Genomic DNA, 16,208 nt, shown 5'->3' with positions numbered 1-16,208 from the left:
TTCAACAAACTCAAGAATTGGCGCAGGGTCGCCACCCGCTACGACAAAACCAAGGAATCCTACCTCGGCTTCGTCGCGCTCGCCTCAGTTAAACTCTGGATACCCTTTGTCCACGAAGCCTAGTCGGTGCAAAAGGTTCGAGACGTTGCTGGAGTTTGTAATGGGGAAGAACCAAAACAAGTCTACTCTCTCATGGGCAAGCAGACATAGTTTCGCGCTGACATTGCATGGCATCTGGCTCGCTGGGGGCATCTATGCGTGGGGCAGCCTTCCCTTCCTGCTATGGTCATATGCTGCTGGCTGGGTGGCGTTCGGCATATTCTTGTTGGGTCGACGGTTGATCGCAGGAGCCTGAGCGGCTCGTTCGCTCTCCACCCCAAGTCGGACACCCGCCCCGAAAAAACCGCTGTCCTACATTATTCCACTGTGCCAGCCTTCGTCTCGACTCTTTCGATACGTGGATAAAAGCGGTCACGGCGCGGTTTAGGGACACGGGCGGGAGCCGGCGCGGCATGGTCGCTGAACAGGACCCATCGGCCGCCGCACAAGGCTGAACTTTGCTGAACTTTGAAACGACGACGCGAACCCGGCTCGCGACAATCGAGTACTGCCACGGCGACAGCCCACCCAAAGCCGCCGCTACGCCCGTCCCGCAATCACGTCGGGGTCGACCCAGCCTTGTAGATAGGCGAGGTAGAAGAGCAGGAAGATCGCGGCCGTCACCACCGTCATCTGGGCCATGATTCGCAGAGGGCGAAAGCGCACGGGCGCGCCGGGCTCCTGCCCCTTGATGAAGACCTCGTCGTGGTCGTCGGCGCGGCGGCCGTGGAAGGGCAGCACGAAGAAGGCGCTGAACACCCACATGAGCAGATAGATGGCGAGGGCCGAGGTCCATTGCATGGGTCAGACCTCGACGATCAGCACGTCGACGATCGGCTTCTTGCCGGTCCAGTCGGTCGCGACGCGGCGCACGCCAAGGCGGATCGCCTCCTTCTGCGCGTCGCGATCGCGCGCCTTTTTCGACGCCGCTTGCTCCGCCGCTTCGTTCAATTCGTCGAGGAAGGTCTCGCGGTCGTCTTCGACGGGGACGCCGCGATAGTGGATTTCACTGGCAACATAGCCTTTGGCACCCAGCACCACCGCGACCGAAATCTGGCCGTTCCACGACAGCTTGCGGCGCTCGTTGATCGTCTCGCCGTCGGCGGGAAGGATCACGTCGCCGTCGAGCACGAGCCGACCCGACCGCACATGCTCGACGACCGCCGCCTTGCCCGGCGCGAGGCGACAGAGGTCGCCGTTTTCCTGTACCAAGGCCGCCGGCACACCCGTTTCGAGGGCGAATCGCGCCTGTTCGTGCATGTGGCGAACCTCGCCATGCACCGGCACGATCAGCTGTGGCCGCAGCCAGCCATAAAGCGCCGCAAGCTCGGGCTTTCCGGGGTGGCCGCTGACGTGGATATGCGCCTGCTTTTCGGTGACGGTCAGCACGTCCTTTGCCGCCAGCTGGTTCATGATCCGACCAATCGCGATTTCGTTGCCGGGTATCTGTTTCGACGAAAAGACGACGGTATCGCCCGCCTCCAGCTTGATCTGGTGCGTGTCGCCCGCCATCCGCGCCAGCGCCGCGCGCGGTTCGCCCTGCCCGCCGGTGGCGATCACCATCACCTTGTCGCGCGGCAGGCGCATCGCCTCGTCGAAATCGACCGTCGGCGGAAAATCCTTCAGATAGCCGACCGAGCGCGCGACGCTCAGGATGCGGTCGAGCGAGCGGCCCGCGACGCACAGGCTGCGCCCGGTCTCGCGCGCGACCTGGCCCAGCGTGTGCAACCGCGCCGCATTGGAGGCAAAGGTGGTCACCACCACCCGCCCCTTCGCCGCCCCCACCGCGGCGACGAGCCCGGCGCGCAAATCGCCTTCGCTGCCCGACGGCTCGGCGTTGAACACATTGGTCGAATCGCACACGAGCACGTCGATGCCCTCGTCGCCGATCGCTGTCAGCGCCGCCGCGGTCGCAGGCTCGCCAAGGATCGGTTCCTCGTCGAGTTTCCAGTCGCCGGTATGGAAAACGCGGCCATAGGGCGTGTCGATCACCACCGCGCTCATTTCGAGGATCGAGTGCGCCAGCGGCACCATTCGCAGCCCGAACGGCCCGAGGCGAAACGTCGCGTCGAGGTCGACGGTATGGACCTGAACGTCCTTTTCCAGCCCCTCTTCGGCGAGCTTGTGCGCGATCAGCCCGGCGGTGAAGCGGTTGGCATAGAGCGGCACGCCAAGGTCCGCGGCAAGATACGGAATGGCGCCGATATGATCTTCGTGCCCGTGCGTCAGCACGATGCCGAGCAGGTCGCCCGCCCGCTCCTCGATGAAGTCCAGGTCGGGCATGACGATGTCGATGCCCGGATAGTCGGGCGTCCCGAAGCTGACGCCGAGGTCGAGCATGATCCACTTGCCGTCGCAACCATAGAGGTTGGCGTTCATCCCGATCTCGCCTGATCCGCCGAGCGCGAGAAAAAGCAGTTCCTTGCCGGGAACAGTCATCGGGAAGAGCCTCTCTGATTAAATAAGTGCATAAGTCCGTTCAATGTCAGGTCGGGTTCGACGCGGTCGAAAAGATGCGCCTGTTCCTGAAACAGCGCGGCGAGCCCGCCCGTCGCGATCACGGTCACCGGGCCGCCGATTTCCACCTTCATCCGCGCCATCAGCCCCTCGATCATCGCGACATATCCCCAATAGACGCCGACCAGCATCTGGCTTTCGGTCGTGCGCCCGATCACGCTGTTCGATGCCGGCGCCTCTATCGCGATGCGCGGCAGCTTTGCGGCGGCATTGACCAGCGCCTCGAGCGACAGATTGACCCCCGGGGCAATGATGCCGCCCAGATAGGCGCCCTCGGGACCGATGTGGTCAAAGGTCGTGGCCGTCCCGAAACTGACCACCAGTTTGTCCTTGCCGGGCTCGATCGCCTGCGCCGAAATCGCGTTGCACGCGCGGTCGGCGCCCACCGACTGCGGCTCGTCGACCTTGAGCGCAATGCCCCAGCTCACCGGCGGCCGCCCGGCGACCAGCGCCTCGACGCCGAAATATTTGTCGGCGAGCAGTTGCAGATTGTGGAGCGCGCGCGGCACGACGGTCGAAATGATCACCGCGTCTATCTCGGCCCGATCGAGCCCCTCGAGGCGCAGCAACTGGTCGAGCCACACCATATATTCGTCGGCGGTCCGGCGGTCGTCGGTTGCGATACGCCAGCGCGCGAGCGGGTGCGAATCCCGGAAAACCGCGAATTTGGCATTGGTGTTGCCGACATCGATCGCAAGCAGCACGGCCTATTCCCCTTCCCTCGCCGGGCGGCGCAGTTCAACGTCGCCCGCATGTATCAGCATGACCTCGCCGCCCTCGCGGCGCAAGCGCAGCGCACCATCGGGCGCAAGGCCGTCGAAAATTCCCTCGATCGCCTGCTCCGACACGCGCAGCGGCGTCCCCACGGCATGCCCCTGCGGCAGCCAGGCCTCGACGATCCGCGCCACACCCTCGTGTCGCCACGTCCGCAGCGCATCCATCATCGCGATGGCCAACACCTCGGCGAAACGGTCGCGGTCGATCGGCGCGCCCAGCTCGGCGAAGCAGGCGGTCGCACGGTCGGGCAGTTCGGGCGCGGAGACAAGGTTGACCCCGATCCCGATCACCACCGCGTCGCCGCTGCGTTCGAGCAGGATGCCCGAACACTTCGCGCCGCCGACGAGCACATCATTGGGCCATTTGAGCTCNGCGGAGACAAGGTTGACCCCGATCCCGATCACCACCGCGTCGCCGCTGCGTTCGAGCAGGATGCCCGAACACTTCGCGCCGCCGACGAGCACATCATTGGGCCATTTGAGCTCGAAATCGACCGCCGGCGCCAATATCCGCACCGCCTGCGCCAGCGCCACCCCCGCGACAAGCGCGAGCGTCGCGGCGAGCGGGTCGCCCGGCACGAGTCGCACCACGGTCGACCCCATGAAATTCCCCGCGCCGTCACCCCAGGCACGGCCCAGCCGTCCGCGTCCCGCGGTCTGACGGTCGGCGACAAGCCAATGTCCCTCGCCCACAGGCTCTCCGCGTGCCAGCCGCGCCAGCAGGTCGGCGTTTGTCGAACCGGTCTGCTGGATCCGCTCGATCAGCGGGATCAGAACAGCACCGAAGCCGCGTGCGCCGAAGCCGTCGCGAGCGGACCGATGAACAGGTAGCCGATCACCGACAGCCACAGCGCGCTCACCGCGACGATCGTGCCCTCGACGATATTGCCGCCGCCCGACACCTCGACCTCCGACCGGTCATCGAAGAACATCGTCTTGATGACCGCGATATAATAAAAGGCGCCGATCACCGAGGCGACGATGCCCGCGACCGCGAGCGGGACGAGGTTGGCGTTCACCGCCGCCTCGAACACCAGATACTTCGGCCAGAAGCCGAACAGCGGCGGAATGCCGGCAAGGCTGAGCAGGAACACCGCCATCGCTGCGGCCAGGCCGGGGCGATACTGCGACAGTCCGGCGAGCGCCGGAATGCTCTCGATCTGGTTGCCGTCGCGGTCGCGCAGTTGCAGCACCACCAGAAAGCTGCCGATCGTCGTGACGACATAGACGAGGAGATAGGTCAGCACCGCCTCGATCCCCTGCTGCGTCCCCGCGGCAAGGCCGATCAGAATGAAGCCCACATTGTTGATCGACGAATAGGCGAGCAGGCGCTTGATATTCTTCTGTCCGATCGCACCGACGGCACCCAGGATGATCGATGCGAGCGCGAGGAAGATGATGATCTGCTGCCACGCGCCGATTGCCGGCTCCATCGCGCCGATGACGACACGCGTCAGCAGCGCCATTGCCGCGACTTTCGGTGCGCTCGCAAAGAAGGCCGTGACCGGCGTCGGTGCGCCTTCATAGACGTCGGGCGTCCACATATGGAACGGCACCGCGCTGATCTTGAATGCCAGCCCCGCAATCACGAAGATGATCCCGAACAACAGGCCGGTGCCCATTTCGCCGCCCATCGCCTTGGCGATCCCGGCGAAATCCGTCGTGCCCGAAAATCCATAGAGGAGCGAAATGCCATAGAGCAGCATGCCCGAAGCGAGCGAGCCGAGAACGAAATATTTCAGCCCGGCCTCGCTCGACCGATCGTCAGTGCGCATGAAGCTGGCGAGCACATAGGCGGCCAGGCTGTTGAGCTCGAGTCCGACATAGAGCGTCATCAGATCGCGCGCGCCCGCCATGATACCCATGCCGAGCGCGGCGAAGACGATCAGCACCGGATATTCGGCGCGCATTCCGCCGCGGAAGAAGCGCGGCGCGACCGCGATGCAGACGAAGCTCGCCGCATAGATCAGCAGTTTCGCGAAATTACCGAACGCATCGACCGCCAGCGTCCCCGAAAAGACGGTGGCCTGTGTCCCGAACAGCGCGATCACCGCAACCGCCGCTGCGGCAAGTGTCAGCAGCGAGGTAAGCTGGTAGAGGCCCACTTGGCGATCGCCGGCGAAGGTCCCGAGCATCAGCGTGATCAGCCCGCCGATCGTCAGGATCAGTTCGGGCCAGATGAGGGCAAGATCGGCGCTCATTGCACGCCTCCCGCCTGATGGGCTTCGCCGTGTCCGGACTCCCCATGCGCCTCCGCGGCGGCCGGCTTGCCGGCGGTCAGATGTGCGTCACCCGCGGGCTTGGCCGGGGCCAGCCGCGCAACCACCGTGGTCACGTCGCCGCGCATCGGCGCAAGAAAGCTCTCGGGATAGACGCCCATCCACAGGGCGACGGCGGCCAGCGGCACGAAGATCGCCCATTCGCGGGGCTGGATGTCGGACATGGCCTTCACATCGTCCTTGGTCAGTTCGCCGAACACGACGCGGCGATAGAGATAGAGCATATAGGCGGCACCCAGGATGATGCCGGTGCCGCAGACGAGCGCGACCCAGCTCGACGCTTCGTAGATGCCGGCAAGGCTCAGGAACTCGCCGACGAAGCCGCTGGTGCCCGGCAGGCCGACCGACGCCATGGTGAACAGCATGAAGAAGACCGCGTAAGCCGGCATATTGACCGCCAGCCCGCCGTAGCGGCTGATCTCACGCGTGTGCAGCCGGTCATAGATCACGCCGACGCAGAAGAAGAGCGCGGCCGATACCACGCCGTGGCTGAGCATGATGATCAGCGCGCCCTCGATGCCCTGCTGGTTGAAGGCAAAAAGGCCCGCGGTGACGATCGCCATGTGCGCGACCGATGAATAGGCAATCAGCTTCTTCATGTCGTTCTGCACCAGCGCGACGAGGCTGGTATAGACCACCGCGATCATCGACAGCGCAAAGACGATCCACATCAGCTGCGCCGACGCGTCGGGGAACATCGGCATCATGAACCGGATGAAGCCATAGGCCCCCATCTTGAGCAGCACGCCCGCCAGGATCATCGACCCCGCGGTCGGCGCCTGGACGTGCGCATCGGGAAGCCAGGTGTGGACCGGCCACATCGGCATCTTGACCGCCAGGCTGGCAAAGAAGGCCAGCCACAGCCATGTCTGCATTTCGGGCGGGAAATTATAGGCGAGCAGCGTCGGGATGTCGGTCGTCCCCGCTTCGCGGATCATCGCGATCATCGCGATCAGCATCAGCACCGACCCGAGCAGCGTATACAGGAAGAATTTGAACGCCGCATAGATGCGGTTCGCACCACCCCAGATGCCGATGATGAAATACATCGGGATCAGGCCGGCCTCGAAGAAGATATAGAAAAGCAGCAGATCCTGCGCACAGAACACGCCGATCATGATGACTTCCATCGCGAGGAACATCGCCATGTAGAGCCCGACGCGCTTGGTAATCGCCTCCCAGCTCGCGAGGATGCAGAGCGGCATCAGGAAGACCGTCAGCATGATCAGCATCATCGCCATGCCGTCGATGCCGAGCGCCCACTGGAAACGCCCGAACAGGTCGGCACGTTCGGTAAACTGCCACTGCGCGCCGCCGACGTCGAAGCGCGCCCACATAACGATGCCCAGCGCGAAGTCGACCAGCGTCGCGGCAAGCGCGATCAGGCGCGCGCTGCGGTCGGCCATGAACAGGCAGGCGATTGCCGCAACGAACGGCACCGCCAGCATCAGCGAAAGGAGACCCATACCGCCGCTCACAGGAATTTCACCATGGCCCAGCTGGCGAGGCCGACGAGCCCGAGCAGCATCACGAACGCATATCCATAAACATAACCCGATTGCAGCCGGACCGCGAGCCGGGTCCCCCCTTGAACGAGCGCCGCGACGCCATCGGGACCGAAGCGGTCGATGGTGCCTTCATCCCCGCGCTTCCAGAAGAAGCGGCCGATCGCAAAGGCGGGCTTCACGAAGAGGACATTGTAGAGCTCGTCGAAATACCATTTGTTGAACAGGAATTTGTGCAGCAGCCCGAACTGCGCGACGAACTTCGCCGGCAGCGTGGTGTTGCGGATATAGCTGTTCCACGCGAGGAACAGGCCGGTCGCCATCACGATGAACGGCATCAGCTTGATCATCGTCGGCACCTCGTGTGCGGCGTGCATCAGATGCTCGTCGAACGCGATGCTCCCCTTCCAGAATGCCATCCCCTCTTCAGGATAGATGAACGGGTGCGCAAAAACGAAACCGGCGAAGATCGCACCGAGCGACAGCACGCCGAGCGGGATCAGCATATTGAGCGGGCTTTCATGCGGGTGATAGCCCGCGGTGCCGTCGCCATGATCGGGATCGGGCACATGGTGCTGATCGCCCATGTCGGCGCTTTCCTGTGCCGGCGGATTGCCATGCTCGGGATCGTCATGGCCGTGGTGCACCGCATGCTGGATATGCTCGCTTCCAGCCCAGCGCGGCTTGCCGAAGAACGTCAGGAACACGAGGCGCCACGAATAGAAGCTGGTCAGCAGCGCCGCAAAGATGCCGACCCAATAGGCGATCTGACCGCCCTCGCCCGCGGCAAAGGCCGCCTCGAGAATGCCGTCCTTAGAATGGAAACCCGCGAAGCCGATCCCGGCGAGCGGAATGCCGACGCCGGTGATCGCCAGCGTGCCGGCGGTCATCGCCCAGAAGGTGAAGGGGATCTTTTTCCGAAGGCCGCCATAATAGCGCATGTCCTGCTCATGGTGCATCGCATGGATCACCGACCCGGCACCCAGGAACAGCAGCGCCTTGAAGAAGGCGTGCGTGAACAGGTGGAACATCGCCGCGCCATAGGCGCCGATGCCCGCGGCGAAGAACATATAGCCAAGCTGCGAACAGGTCGAATAGGCGATGACGCGCTTGATGTCCCACTGCGTCGTGCCGATCGTCGCCGCGAACAGGCAGGTCGCGGCGCCGACGAAGGTCACCACACCCATCGCGATCGGTGCGGTTTCGAACATCGGCGACAGGCGGCACACCATGAACACCCCCGCGGTGACCATCGTCGCGGCGTGGATCAGCGCCGATACCGGGGTCGGGCCTTCCATCGCATCGGGAAGCCAGGTGTGCAGCCCGAGCTGCGCCGACTTGCCCATCGCGCCGATGAACAGCAGCAGGCACAGGATCGTCATCGTGTCGAACCGATGGCCGAGGAAGCCGATGGTCGAGCCCGCCATCCCCGGCGCCGCGGCCAGGATTTCGGGGATGGACACGGTGCCGAACACCAGGAAGGTGCCGAAAATGCCGAGCATGAAACCCAGGTCGCCGACGCGGTTGACGACGAACGCCTTGATCGCCGCGGCGTTGGCGCTCGGCTTTTTATACCAGAAACCGATGAGCAGGTACGAGGCGAGGCCGACGCCTTCCCAGCCGAAGAACATCTGGACGAGGTTGTTCGCGGTCACGAGCATCAGCATCGCGAAGGTGAAGAGCGACAGATAGGCAAAAAAGCGCGGCTGGTCGGGGTCCTCGCTCATATAGCCCCAGCTATACAGGTGGACGAGAGCGGAAACGGTGGTGATGACCACCAGCATCACTGCGGTCAGCGTGTCGACCCGCAGCTCCCAGTCGAACTGCATGGCGCCCGATGACACCCAGTGCAGCACCGGAGTCACGCTCGCTTCGGCGGTGCCGGCAACGAACGGAATGAAGATCGTCCAGCTCAGGATGCAGGCAGCAAACAGCGCACCGGTAGTCAGCAGCTTCGACGCCGCGGTGCCGATCGTGCGCTGGCCAAGGCCCGCGACAAGCGCCGCCAGCAGCGGCAGGAATACGATAGCCTGGATCACCGGCTTACCCCTTCATCCGGTTGGCATCGTCGACGGCAATCGTGCCGCGGCCGCGGAAATAGATAACGAGAATGGCGAGCCCGATCGCCGCTTCGCCGGCGGCGACGGTCAGCACGAACATCGCGAACACCTGCCCGACAAGGTCGTTCAGCGCCCCGCTGAACGCGACGAGATTGATATTCACCGACAAGAGGATCAGCTCGATCGCCATCAGGATGACAATGATGTTCTTGCGGTTGATGAATATCCCCAGCACGCCGAGCGTGAACAAAACCGCCGAAACGGCGAGATAGTGGCCGATGCCGATCATAGCTCCATCCCCTGCCCGACGCCCGGATCGACGAGGCGCGTCGCGTCCTGCGGACGGCGGCGCACCTGCTGCGCGATATTCTGTGGCCGCACGCCGCCGCGGGTACGGTGGGTGAGCACGATCGCGCCGATCATCGCGACGAGGAGGACGATGCCCGCCGCCTCGAACAGGAAGATATAGCGCGTATAGAGAAGCTCGCCGATCTGCTGGATGTTGGTCTTGTCGAGGGCCGCGGGTGCGGCGCGTCCCGCCAGGTCGATCCCGCCCGCGCTCCACGCGCCGAGCGCGAACACCAGTTCGGCCGCCAGCACGATCGCGACGAGCGCGCCGAGCGGCAGATAGCGCACGAATCCGGCGCGCAGCTCGGCGAAATCGATGTCGAGCATCATCACGACGAACAGGAACAGCACCGCGACCGCGCCGACATAGACGATGACGAGCAGCATCGCGATGAACTCGGCCCCCGCGAGCAGCATCAGCCCCGCTGCGTTGAAGAAGGCGAGGATCAGCCACATGACGCTGTGGACCGGGTTGCGCGCGAAAATCACCATCGCGGCCGAAGCGATGACGATGGTCGCGAACAGATAAAAGGCGATGAGCTGAATCATGTGCGGCGCGCCTTACCGATAGGGCGCGTCGGCGGCAAGATTGGCCGCAATCGCGCGTTCCCATTTGTCGCCGTTGGCGAGCAGCTTGGCCTTGTCATAGAGCAGTTCCTCGCGCGTTTCGGTCGCGAATTCGAAGTTCGGTCCCTCGACGATCGCATCGACCGGGCACGCCTCCTGGCAAAAGCCGCAATAGATGCACTTGGTCATGTCGATGTCGTAGCGCGTCGTGCGGCGCGAGCCGTCGTCGCGCGGTTCGGCCTCGATCGTGATCGCCTGCGCCGGACACACCGCCTCGCACAGCTTGCACGCGATGCAGCGTTCCTCGCCGTTCGGATAGCGGCGCAGCGCATGCTCGCCGCGGAAACGGGGCGACAGCGGGTTCTTCTCGAACGGATAGTTGATCGTCGCCTTCGGCTTGAAGAAATATTTCAGCGTCAGGGCGTGCGCCTTCACGAACTCCCAGAGGGTGAAGCTTTTGACGAGATGGGCGATGGTGCTCACTGTACGGTCTCGCTTTGTGTGATCTTACAAAAGCCTATCGCGAAAGGCTCCATCGGGTTCGACCCGACCGGCCATCGCTCGACAGTGAGGTAACCCTTCTTAGGAGCCGCCCTGTTCCGCTGGTCATAGTGGAGCGTATAGGTGTAGTTGATACGATCTCTTGTGACCGTCTTGGTCGAATAATCGATCCAGACATTTTCGTAATCGCGAAGGGACTGTTCCGGCGACGGAGACGGATAACGCACATCGTCGCCGGAAATCTTCCAGCGATAGACTAACTCGTCCCGGCCATTCACGGGAATCGGAACAGCTTCAAGGGCGAAGGTCAAAGGTGTGTTCACTTCGTCCACTGCATGCATGTCACACGACACTACCTTGCTCTCGATCGGCCGTGGTTTCGGCGGAGGAGGCGGCGTCATCATCATGAGGATAACGCCCATCATGCCCCGTACCTCGTCAGCATCAGATAGCCGGAGATCAGGAACACCCAGATCAGCGAGATCGGCAGGAAGATTTTCCAGCCGAGACGCATCAGCTGGTCGTAGCGATAGCGCGGGACGGTCGCCTTCACCCAGCTGAAGACGAAGAAGAAGAACAGGATCTTCGCGAACAGCCAGATGATGCCGGGGACGGCATAGAGCGGCGCCCAGTCGACCGGCGGCAGCCAGCCGCCCCAGAAGAGCACCGCGTTGAGCGTGCACATCAACAGGACGTTGGCATATTCGCCGAGCCAGAAGAGCGCGAAGCTCATCGAGGAATATTCGGTCTGATAGCCCGCGACGAGCTCGCTCTCGGCCTCGGTCAGGTCGAACGGCGCGCGAGCGGTCTCGGCGAGCGCCGAGATCAGGAACATCACCGCGAGCGGGAAGAGCAGCAGGTTGAAGCCGAAGGCGTTGACGAAGCCGAGCCCGTGTCCCTGCTGCGCCTTGACGATTTCGTTCATGTTGAAGCTGTCGGCCCACAGCACGACGCCGATCAGGATGAACCCGATCGACACTTCATAGGAGATCATCTGCGCCGACGCGCGGAGCGCGGAAAAGAAGGGATATTTCGAGTTCGACGACCAGCCCGACAGGATCACGCCATACACGCCGAGCGACGAGATCGCGAGGATATAGAGCAGACCGACGTTGATGTCGGCGAGCACCGCGCCCGAATTGAACGGGATCACCGCCCACGCCATCAGCGCCACCGTGAAGGTGATGATCGGCGCGATCAGGAACAGCCCGCGGTTCGCGCTCGACGGGATGATCGTTTCCTGAAGAAAGACCTTAAGCCCGTCGGCGAAGCTCTGGAGCAGGCCGAAAGGCCCGACGACGTTCGGCCCGCGGCGCAGCGCCATCGCCGCCCAGATCTTGCGATCGGCATAGATGATCATCGCCACCGCAAGCATCAGCGGCAGCGCGATGAGCAGGATGCCGCAGATGGTGGCGACGCCCCATGCCCAATCGTAGGACATGCCCAGGCTTTGAAAAAACTCGGTCACAGCGACCACTCCCTGTCGTCATGCCGGACCTGATCCGGCATCCATGGCCCCCGGATCAAGTCCGGGGTGACGAAGCTGTTATGTGCAAGGCTCATTCGGCCGCCTCCGCGAGATCGGCGCCATGCAGGATTTCATCCGAGCAGCGCTGCATCGTCGGCGACGCGCGGCAGATGGCGTTGGTGAGGTAGAAGTCCTTGATCGGCAGGCCCATTTCGCGCGCCTCGGGCTTTGCGTCGAGCTTGGGCGGCGACCAGCCGTAATCAACGAGGCCTTCGACGCCGAGTTCCGGCACCGCCGCGATCATCGCCGCGCGGCACTGGTCGAAGCTGTCGAAACCGACGCTGACGCCAAGCGCATCGGCGAGCGCGCGGAAAATGCTCCAGTCCTCGCGCGCGTCGCCCGGCGCGAACACCGCCTTCTCGCTGCGCTGGACGCGACCCTCGGTGTTGACCGTGGTAAAGTCCTTTTCGGTCCATGCCGCGGCCGGCAGGATGACGTCGGCGGCATGCGCGCCCTTGTCGCCGTGATGGCCGACATAGACTTTGAAACTGTCGGCGAAGGTCGAAAAATCGACCTCGTCGGCGCCCAGGAAAAAGGTCAGCTTCGGCTTTTTCGCGACGATGTCCTTGATCCCGCCCGGCTGCGAATAGCCGAGCATCAGTGCGCCCATGCGCGCCGCCGAGAAATGGACGACGTTGAAGCCATTCCACCCGTCTTTCACCGCATTCACCGACTTGGCGAGCGCGAGCGCCGCGCCGTGGACGCCGGGCACCGCGAGCGCACCGCCGCCGAACACCAGCATCGGCCGCTCGGCGCCCTTCAGCGCGTCGAGTGCCGCCTTGGGCAGCTTCGCGACGAGCGCCGCGTCGTTGCCGAGCCATTCGGTCTTGTAGGTCAGGTCGACTTCCTGCCCGATCGCGAAGACCTTCGCGCCCTTCTTCCACATCGCCTTACGAACGCGCGTGTTGATCAGCGGCGCTTCCCAGCGCAAATTCGTGCCGACGAGCAGGATCACGTCGGCATTCTCGGCCTCGGCTATGCCCGTGTTGAAATTGACCGCCGACAGGCTGGTCACGTCATAGGCAAGCCCCGTCTGACGCCCTTCGAGCAGGTCGGAGCCGAGCGCATTCACCAGCGCCTTCGCCGCGAACATCGTCTCGCAATCGACCATGTCGCCCGCGATGGCCGCGACCGATTTGCCGGCCTTCACCGCCTTGATCGCCTCGAACGCCTCGGCCCACGTCGCTTCCTCGAGCTTGCCGCCCCGCCGCACATAGGGTCGGTCGAGGCGGCGGCGGATCAGGCCGTCGACATGGTGGCGCGTCTTGTCGCTCGCCCATTCCTCGTTCACATCGTCGTTGACGCGCGGCAGCACGCGCAGCACCTGCCGCCCGCGGCTGTCGATGCGGACGTTGGTGCCGACCGCGTCGGTCATGTCGATGCCGAGCGTCTTGGTCAGCTCCCACGGACGCGCTTCGAACGCATAGGGCTTCGACGTCAGCGCGCCGACCGGGCACAGGTCGACGACATTACCCGAAAGCTCGCTTCCGACCGCGCGCTCGAGGTACGAGGTGATCTGCATATTCTCGCCGCGATAGATCGCGCCAATATCCTCGACCCCCGCGACCTCTTCGGCAAAGCGGACGCAGCGCGTGCACTGGATGCAGCGCGTCATCACCGTCTTGACGATCGGCCCCATATATTTCTCGGTCACCGCGCGCTTATTCTCTTCATAGCGCGTGGCGCCGCGGCCATAGGCGACCGACTGGTCCTGCAGGTCGCATTCGCCGCCCTGGTCGCAGATCGGGCAGTCGAGCGGGTGGTTGATGAGCAGGAACTCCATCACCCCTTCGCGTGCCTTCTTGACCATCGGGCTGTCGGTCTTGATCACCTGCCCCTCGGCGGCGGGCAGCGCGCACGACGCCTGCGGCTTCGGCGGCCCCGGCGAGACCTCGACCAGGCACATGCGGCAATTACCGGCGATGCTCAGCCGCTCATGGTAACAGAAACGCGGGATTTCCTTGCCCGCCAGCTCACACGCCTGCAACACAGTCGCGCCCTGCGGAACTTCGAGTTCGAGGCCATCTACGGTTACTTTAGGCACGAAGGTCTCCATCAGTCTCAGAACCGGCGGAATTCAGCTTCCGGCCTAAAAGCAATAAGATGATCGGAGCGCCGATCAAATAGGCGGCAACTACTGCTACAAGCCACCAGTTGTCGGCGCTCCCGCCCAGCGCGGGAGATGTCGCCATCATCAGAGCCAGCAGCGCCAACAATGCCAGCGGCACGGTAATCGCATAAATCACCCACGCAGTGCGCAGTTCGTTTCGGCTTCCAAGCCTATTAGCTGGGGTGAAGAGGCCCATTATTCCGCCGCCTCCATCACCTGCCCATTTTCGCGGATCCGCCGCTCGAGTTCGGGGCGGAAATGACGGATCAGGCCCTGGATCGGCCAGGCCGCCGCGTCGCCCAGCGCGCAGATAGTGTGGCCTTCGACCTGCTTGGTGACGTCGAACAAAGTGTCGATCTCGCCGATGTCGGCGTCGCCGGTGCGCAGCCGCTCCATCACGCGCCACATCCAGCCGGTGCCTTCGCGGCACGGCGTGCACTGGCCGCAGCTTTCATGCTTGTAGAAATAGCTGATGCGGCTGATCGCCTGAACGATGTCGGTCGACTTGTCCATCACGATCGCGGCCGCGGTGCCGAGGCCCGAACCGAGTTCCTTCAGCCCGTCGAAATCCATCGGCGCATCCATGATCTGCGCCGCCGGAACGAGCGGCACCGACGATCCGCCGGGGATCACCGCGAGCAGATTGTCCCAGCCGCCGCGAATGCCGCCGCAATGGGTGTCGATCAGCTCGCGGAAGCTGATGCCCATCTCTTCCTCGACGACGCAGGGCTTGTTCACATGGCCGCTGATCTGAAAGAGCTTGGTGCCCTTGTTGTTCTCGCGCCCAAAGCTCGAGAACCAGCTCGCGCCGCGACGCAGGATCGTCGGGACGACCGCGATGCTCTCGACATTGTTCACCGTCGTCGGGCAGCCATAGAGGCCCGCGCCCGCCGGGAACGGGGGTTTGAGGCGCGGCTGGCCCTTCTTGCCCTCGAGGCTTTCGATCATCGCGGTCTCTTCGCCGCAGATGTACGCGCCGGCGCCGCGGTGGACGAAGACGTCGAAGTCGTAGCCCGATTTCGCCGCATTCTTGCCGAGCAGGCCGGCGTCATACGCCTCCTGCACCGCCGCGAACAACGTCTCGGCCTCGCGGATGAACTCCCCGCGGATATAGATGTATGCGGCGCGCGCGCGCATCGCATAGCCGGCGATCAGCGCGCCTTCGATCAGCTTGTGCGGATCGTGGCGGATGATCTCGCGGTCCTTGCACGACCCCGGTTCGGATTCGTCGGCGTTGATGACGAGGAAGCTCGGACGATCCTCGCGCGGCTCCTTGGGCATGAAGCTCCACTTGAGCCCGGTCGGAAAGCCCGCGCCGCCGCGGCCGCGCAGCCCCGACGCCTTGATCTCCTCGATGATCGCGTCCTGCCCGCGCGTCATCAGATCCCTGGTCTTGTCCCAGTCACCGCGCGCCTGTGCAGCCTTCAAATTCCACGGCTGAAAGCCATAGACGTTGGTGAAAATGCGGTCCTTGTCAGCGAGCACGATGCGGGCTCCCCTTCAATACAAACTTCGTAGAATAACCCCACAAGATGCCAAATGGGACCGCCAGCACTGCGGTAATGACGATCTGCCTGCCCGAGAAGGCCTCACCGAACAGCATGTGGATCAAGATCGAAAGCGGCACATAGAGCATAGCCCAGACCAATCCCGCTCGAAGCGGCTGTTTCCTGACGTCGAGCAGCGTGCGCATCAGCGTGTCCCACCCTTGTTCTGGATCATCTTGTAGGCGACATAGCCGAGCGCGAGGATCAGCAGCGGGCCGATCAGCGCAAAAGTCACGCGCAGCACGAATCCCAGCACGACCAGCGCGCCGATGATCGCGAGGATCGTGACGACGTCCTTCTGGGTCATGCGACCTCCCCTGCCCCGTCACCCCGAACTTGATCCGGGGTCCACGACGTCGGCGCGGCAATGG

The 16,208-nt window shown here is 63.7% G+C and carries 17 protein-coding genes and 1 pseudogene; 1 reads left to right on the top strand and 17 read right to left on the bottom strand.

Features of this window, described 5'->3' with window-relative positions; translation table 11 throughout:
* Positions 1–123, top strand: a pseudogene (locus AC58D2_RS20485) (IS5 family transposase); the annotation flags it as partial.
* A 516-nt stretch (positions 124–639) separates the two neighbouring features.
* Here AC58D2_RS20485 and AC58D2_RS20480 read toward each other — a convergent pair.
* The 17 genes from AC58D2_RS20480 to AC58D2_RS20400 all read right to left on the bottom strand — a co-directional run bounded on the left by AC58D2_RS20480 (position 640) and on the right by AC58D2_RS20400 (position 16,144).
* Positions 640–900 carry a DUF1467 family protein gene (locus AC58D2_RS20480; protein ID WP_497392868.1) on the bottom strand — a complete coding sequence of 87 codons (261 nt, stop codon included), beginning with the start codon at positions 898–900 and terminating at the stop codon, positions 640–642.
* Positions 901–903: 3 nt separating this feature from the next.
* Positions 904–2,538 carry a ribonuclease J gene (locus tag AC58D2_RS20475; protein ID WP_497392867.1) on the bottom strand — a complete coding sequence of 545 codons (1,635 nt, stop codon included), beginning with the start codon at positions 2,536–2,538 and terminating at the stop codon, positions 904–906.
* A complete protein-coding gene (locus AC58D2_RS20470; protein WP_497392866.1) occupies positions 2,535–3,320 on the bottom strand; it encodes a type III pantothenate kinase in 786 nt (261 codons plus the stop codon). Before AC58D2_RS20470 ends, AC58D2_RS20475 begins: the two co-directional genes overlap by 4 nt.
* A gap of 3 nt (positions 3,321–3,323) precedes the next feature.
* Positions 3,324–4,157 carry a biotin--[acetyl-CoA-carboxylase] ligase gene (locus AC58D2_RS20465; RefSeq protein WP_497392874.1) on the bottom strand — a complete coding sequence of 278 codons (834 nt, stop codon included), beginning with the start codon at positions 4,155–4,157 and terminating at the stop codon, positions 3,324–3,326.
* 5 nt (positions 4,158–4,162) lie between these two features.
* Positions 4,163–5,593, bottom strand: a complete 1,431-nt coding sequence (gene nuoN, locus AC58D2_RS20460) for an NADH-quinone oxidoreductase subunit NuoN (RefSeq protein ID WP_497392865.1) — start codon at positions 5,591–5,593, stop codon at positions 4,163–4,165.
* Entirely contained in the window at positions 5,590–7,137 is a 1,548-nt protein-coding gene (locus tag AC58D2_RS20455) for an NADH-quinone oxidoreductase subunit M (RefSeq protein ID WP_497392864.1), read from the bottom strand. Before AC58D2_RS20455 ends, nuoN begins: the two co-directional genes overlap by 4 nt.
* Positions 7,138–7,145: 8 nt before the next feature.
* Positions 7,146–9,215, bottom strand: a complete 2,070-nt coding sequence (gene nuoL, locus AC58D2_RS20450) for an NADH-quinone oxidoreductase subunit L (protein WP_497392863.1) — start codon at positions 9,213–9,215, stop codon at positions 7,146–7,148.
* Positions 9,216–9,219: 4 nt separating this feature from the next.
* Entirely contained in the window at positions 9,220–9,525 is a 306-nt protein-coding gene (nuoK, locus tag AC58D2_RS20445; protein WP_089214633.1) for an NADH-quinone oxidoreductase subunit NuoK, read from the bottom strand.
* The gene (locus AC58D2_RS20440) at positions 9,522–10,133 is read right to left on the bottom strand and encodes an NADH-quinone oxidoreductase subunit J (protein WP_497392862.1); all 612 of its coding nucleotides are present in this window, start codon (positions 10,131–10,133) and stop codon (positions 9,522–9,524) included. Before AC58D2_RS20440 ends, nuoK begins: the two co-directional genes overlap by 4 nt.
* Before the next feature lie 12 nt (positions 10,134–10,145).
* Positions 10,146–10,634, bottom strand: coding sequence for an NADH-quinone oxidoreductase subunit NuoI (gene nuoI / locus AC58D2_RS20435; protein WP_204992745.1), 489 nt, complete (start codon positions 10,632–10,634; stop codon positions 10,146–10,148).
* Positions 10,631–11,077 carry a hypothetical protein gene (locus tag AC58D2_RS20430; protein ID WP_497392861.1) on the bottom strand — a complete coding sequence of 149 codons (447 nt, stop codon included), beginning with the start codon at positions 11,075–11,077 and terminating at the stop codon, positions 10,631–10,633. Before AC58D2_RS20430 ends, nuoI begins: the two co-directional genes overlap by 4 nt.
* Complete coding sequence (gene nuoH / locus AC58D2_RS20425; RefSeq protein WP_497392860.1) at positions 11,074–12,120, bottom strand: NADH-quinone oxidoreductase subunit NuoH; 1,047 nt, start codon at positions 12,118–12,120, stop codon at positions 11,074–11,076. The genes AC58D2_RS20430 and nuoH overlap by 4 nt, the downstream gene beginning before the upstream one ends.
* A gap of 91 nt (positions 12,121–12,211) precedes the next feature.
* Positions 12,212–14,224 (bottom strand): NADH-quinone oxidoreductase subunit NuoG, encoded by a 2,013-nt coding sequence (gene nuoG / locus AC58D2_RS20420; protein ID WP_497392859.1) that lies wholly within the window; start codon positions 14,222–14,224, stop codon positions 12,212–12,214.
* Positions 14,217–14,486 (bottom strand): hypothetical protein, encoded by a 270-nt coding sequence (locus tag AC58D2_RS20415; RefSeq protein WP_497392858.1) that lies wholly within the window; start codon positions 14,484–14,486, stop codon positions 14,217–14,219. Before AC58D2_RS20415 ends, nuoG begins: the two co-directional genes overlap by 8 nt.
* Positions 14,486–15,775, bottom strand: a complete 1,290-nt coding sequence (nuoF, locus tag AC58D2_RS20410) for an NADH-quinone oxidoreductase subunit NuoF (RefSeq protein WP_497392857.1) — start codon at positions 15,773–15,775, stop codon at positions 14,486–14,488. The genes AC58D2_RS20415 and nuoF overlap by 1 nt, the downstream gene beginning before the upstream one ends.
* Positions 15,765–15,983, bottom strand: coding sequence for a hypothetical protein (locus AC58D2_RS20405; RefSeq protein ID WP_497392856.1), 219 nt, complete (start codon positions 15,981–15,983; stop codon positions 15,765–15,767). The genes nuoF and AC58D2_RS20405 overlap by 11 nt, the downstream gene beginning before the upstream one ends.
* Positions 15,983–16,144: a hypothetical protein gene (locus AC58D2_RS20400; protein WP_317151121.1), complete on the bottom strand. Its 162-nt coding sequence runs from the start codon at positions 16,142–16,144 to the stop codon at positions 15,983–15,985. Before AC58D2_RS20400 ends, AC58D2_RS20405 begins: the two co-directional genes overlap by 1 nt.
* Positions 16,145–16,208: the final 64 nt, after the last annotated feature.

The organism is Sphingopyxis sp. CR5 (genome assembly GCF_059693785.1).
The sequence above is the reverse complement of the archived record's forward strand: the minus strand, read 5'-3'. Positions and strand labels throughout refer to the sequence as shown.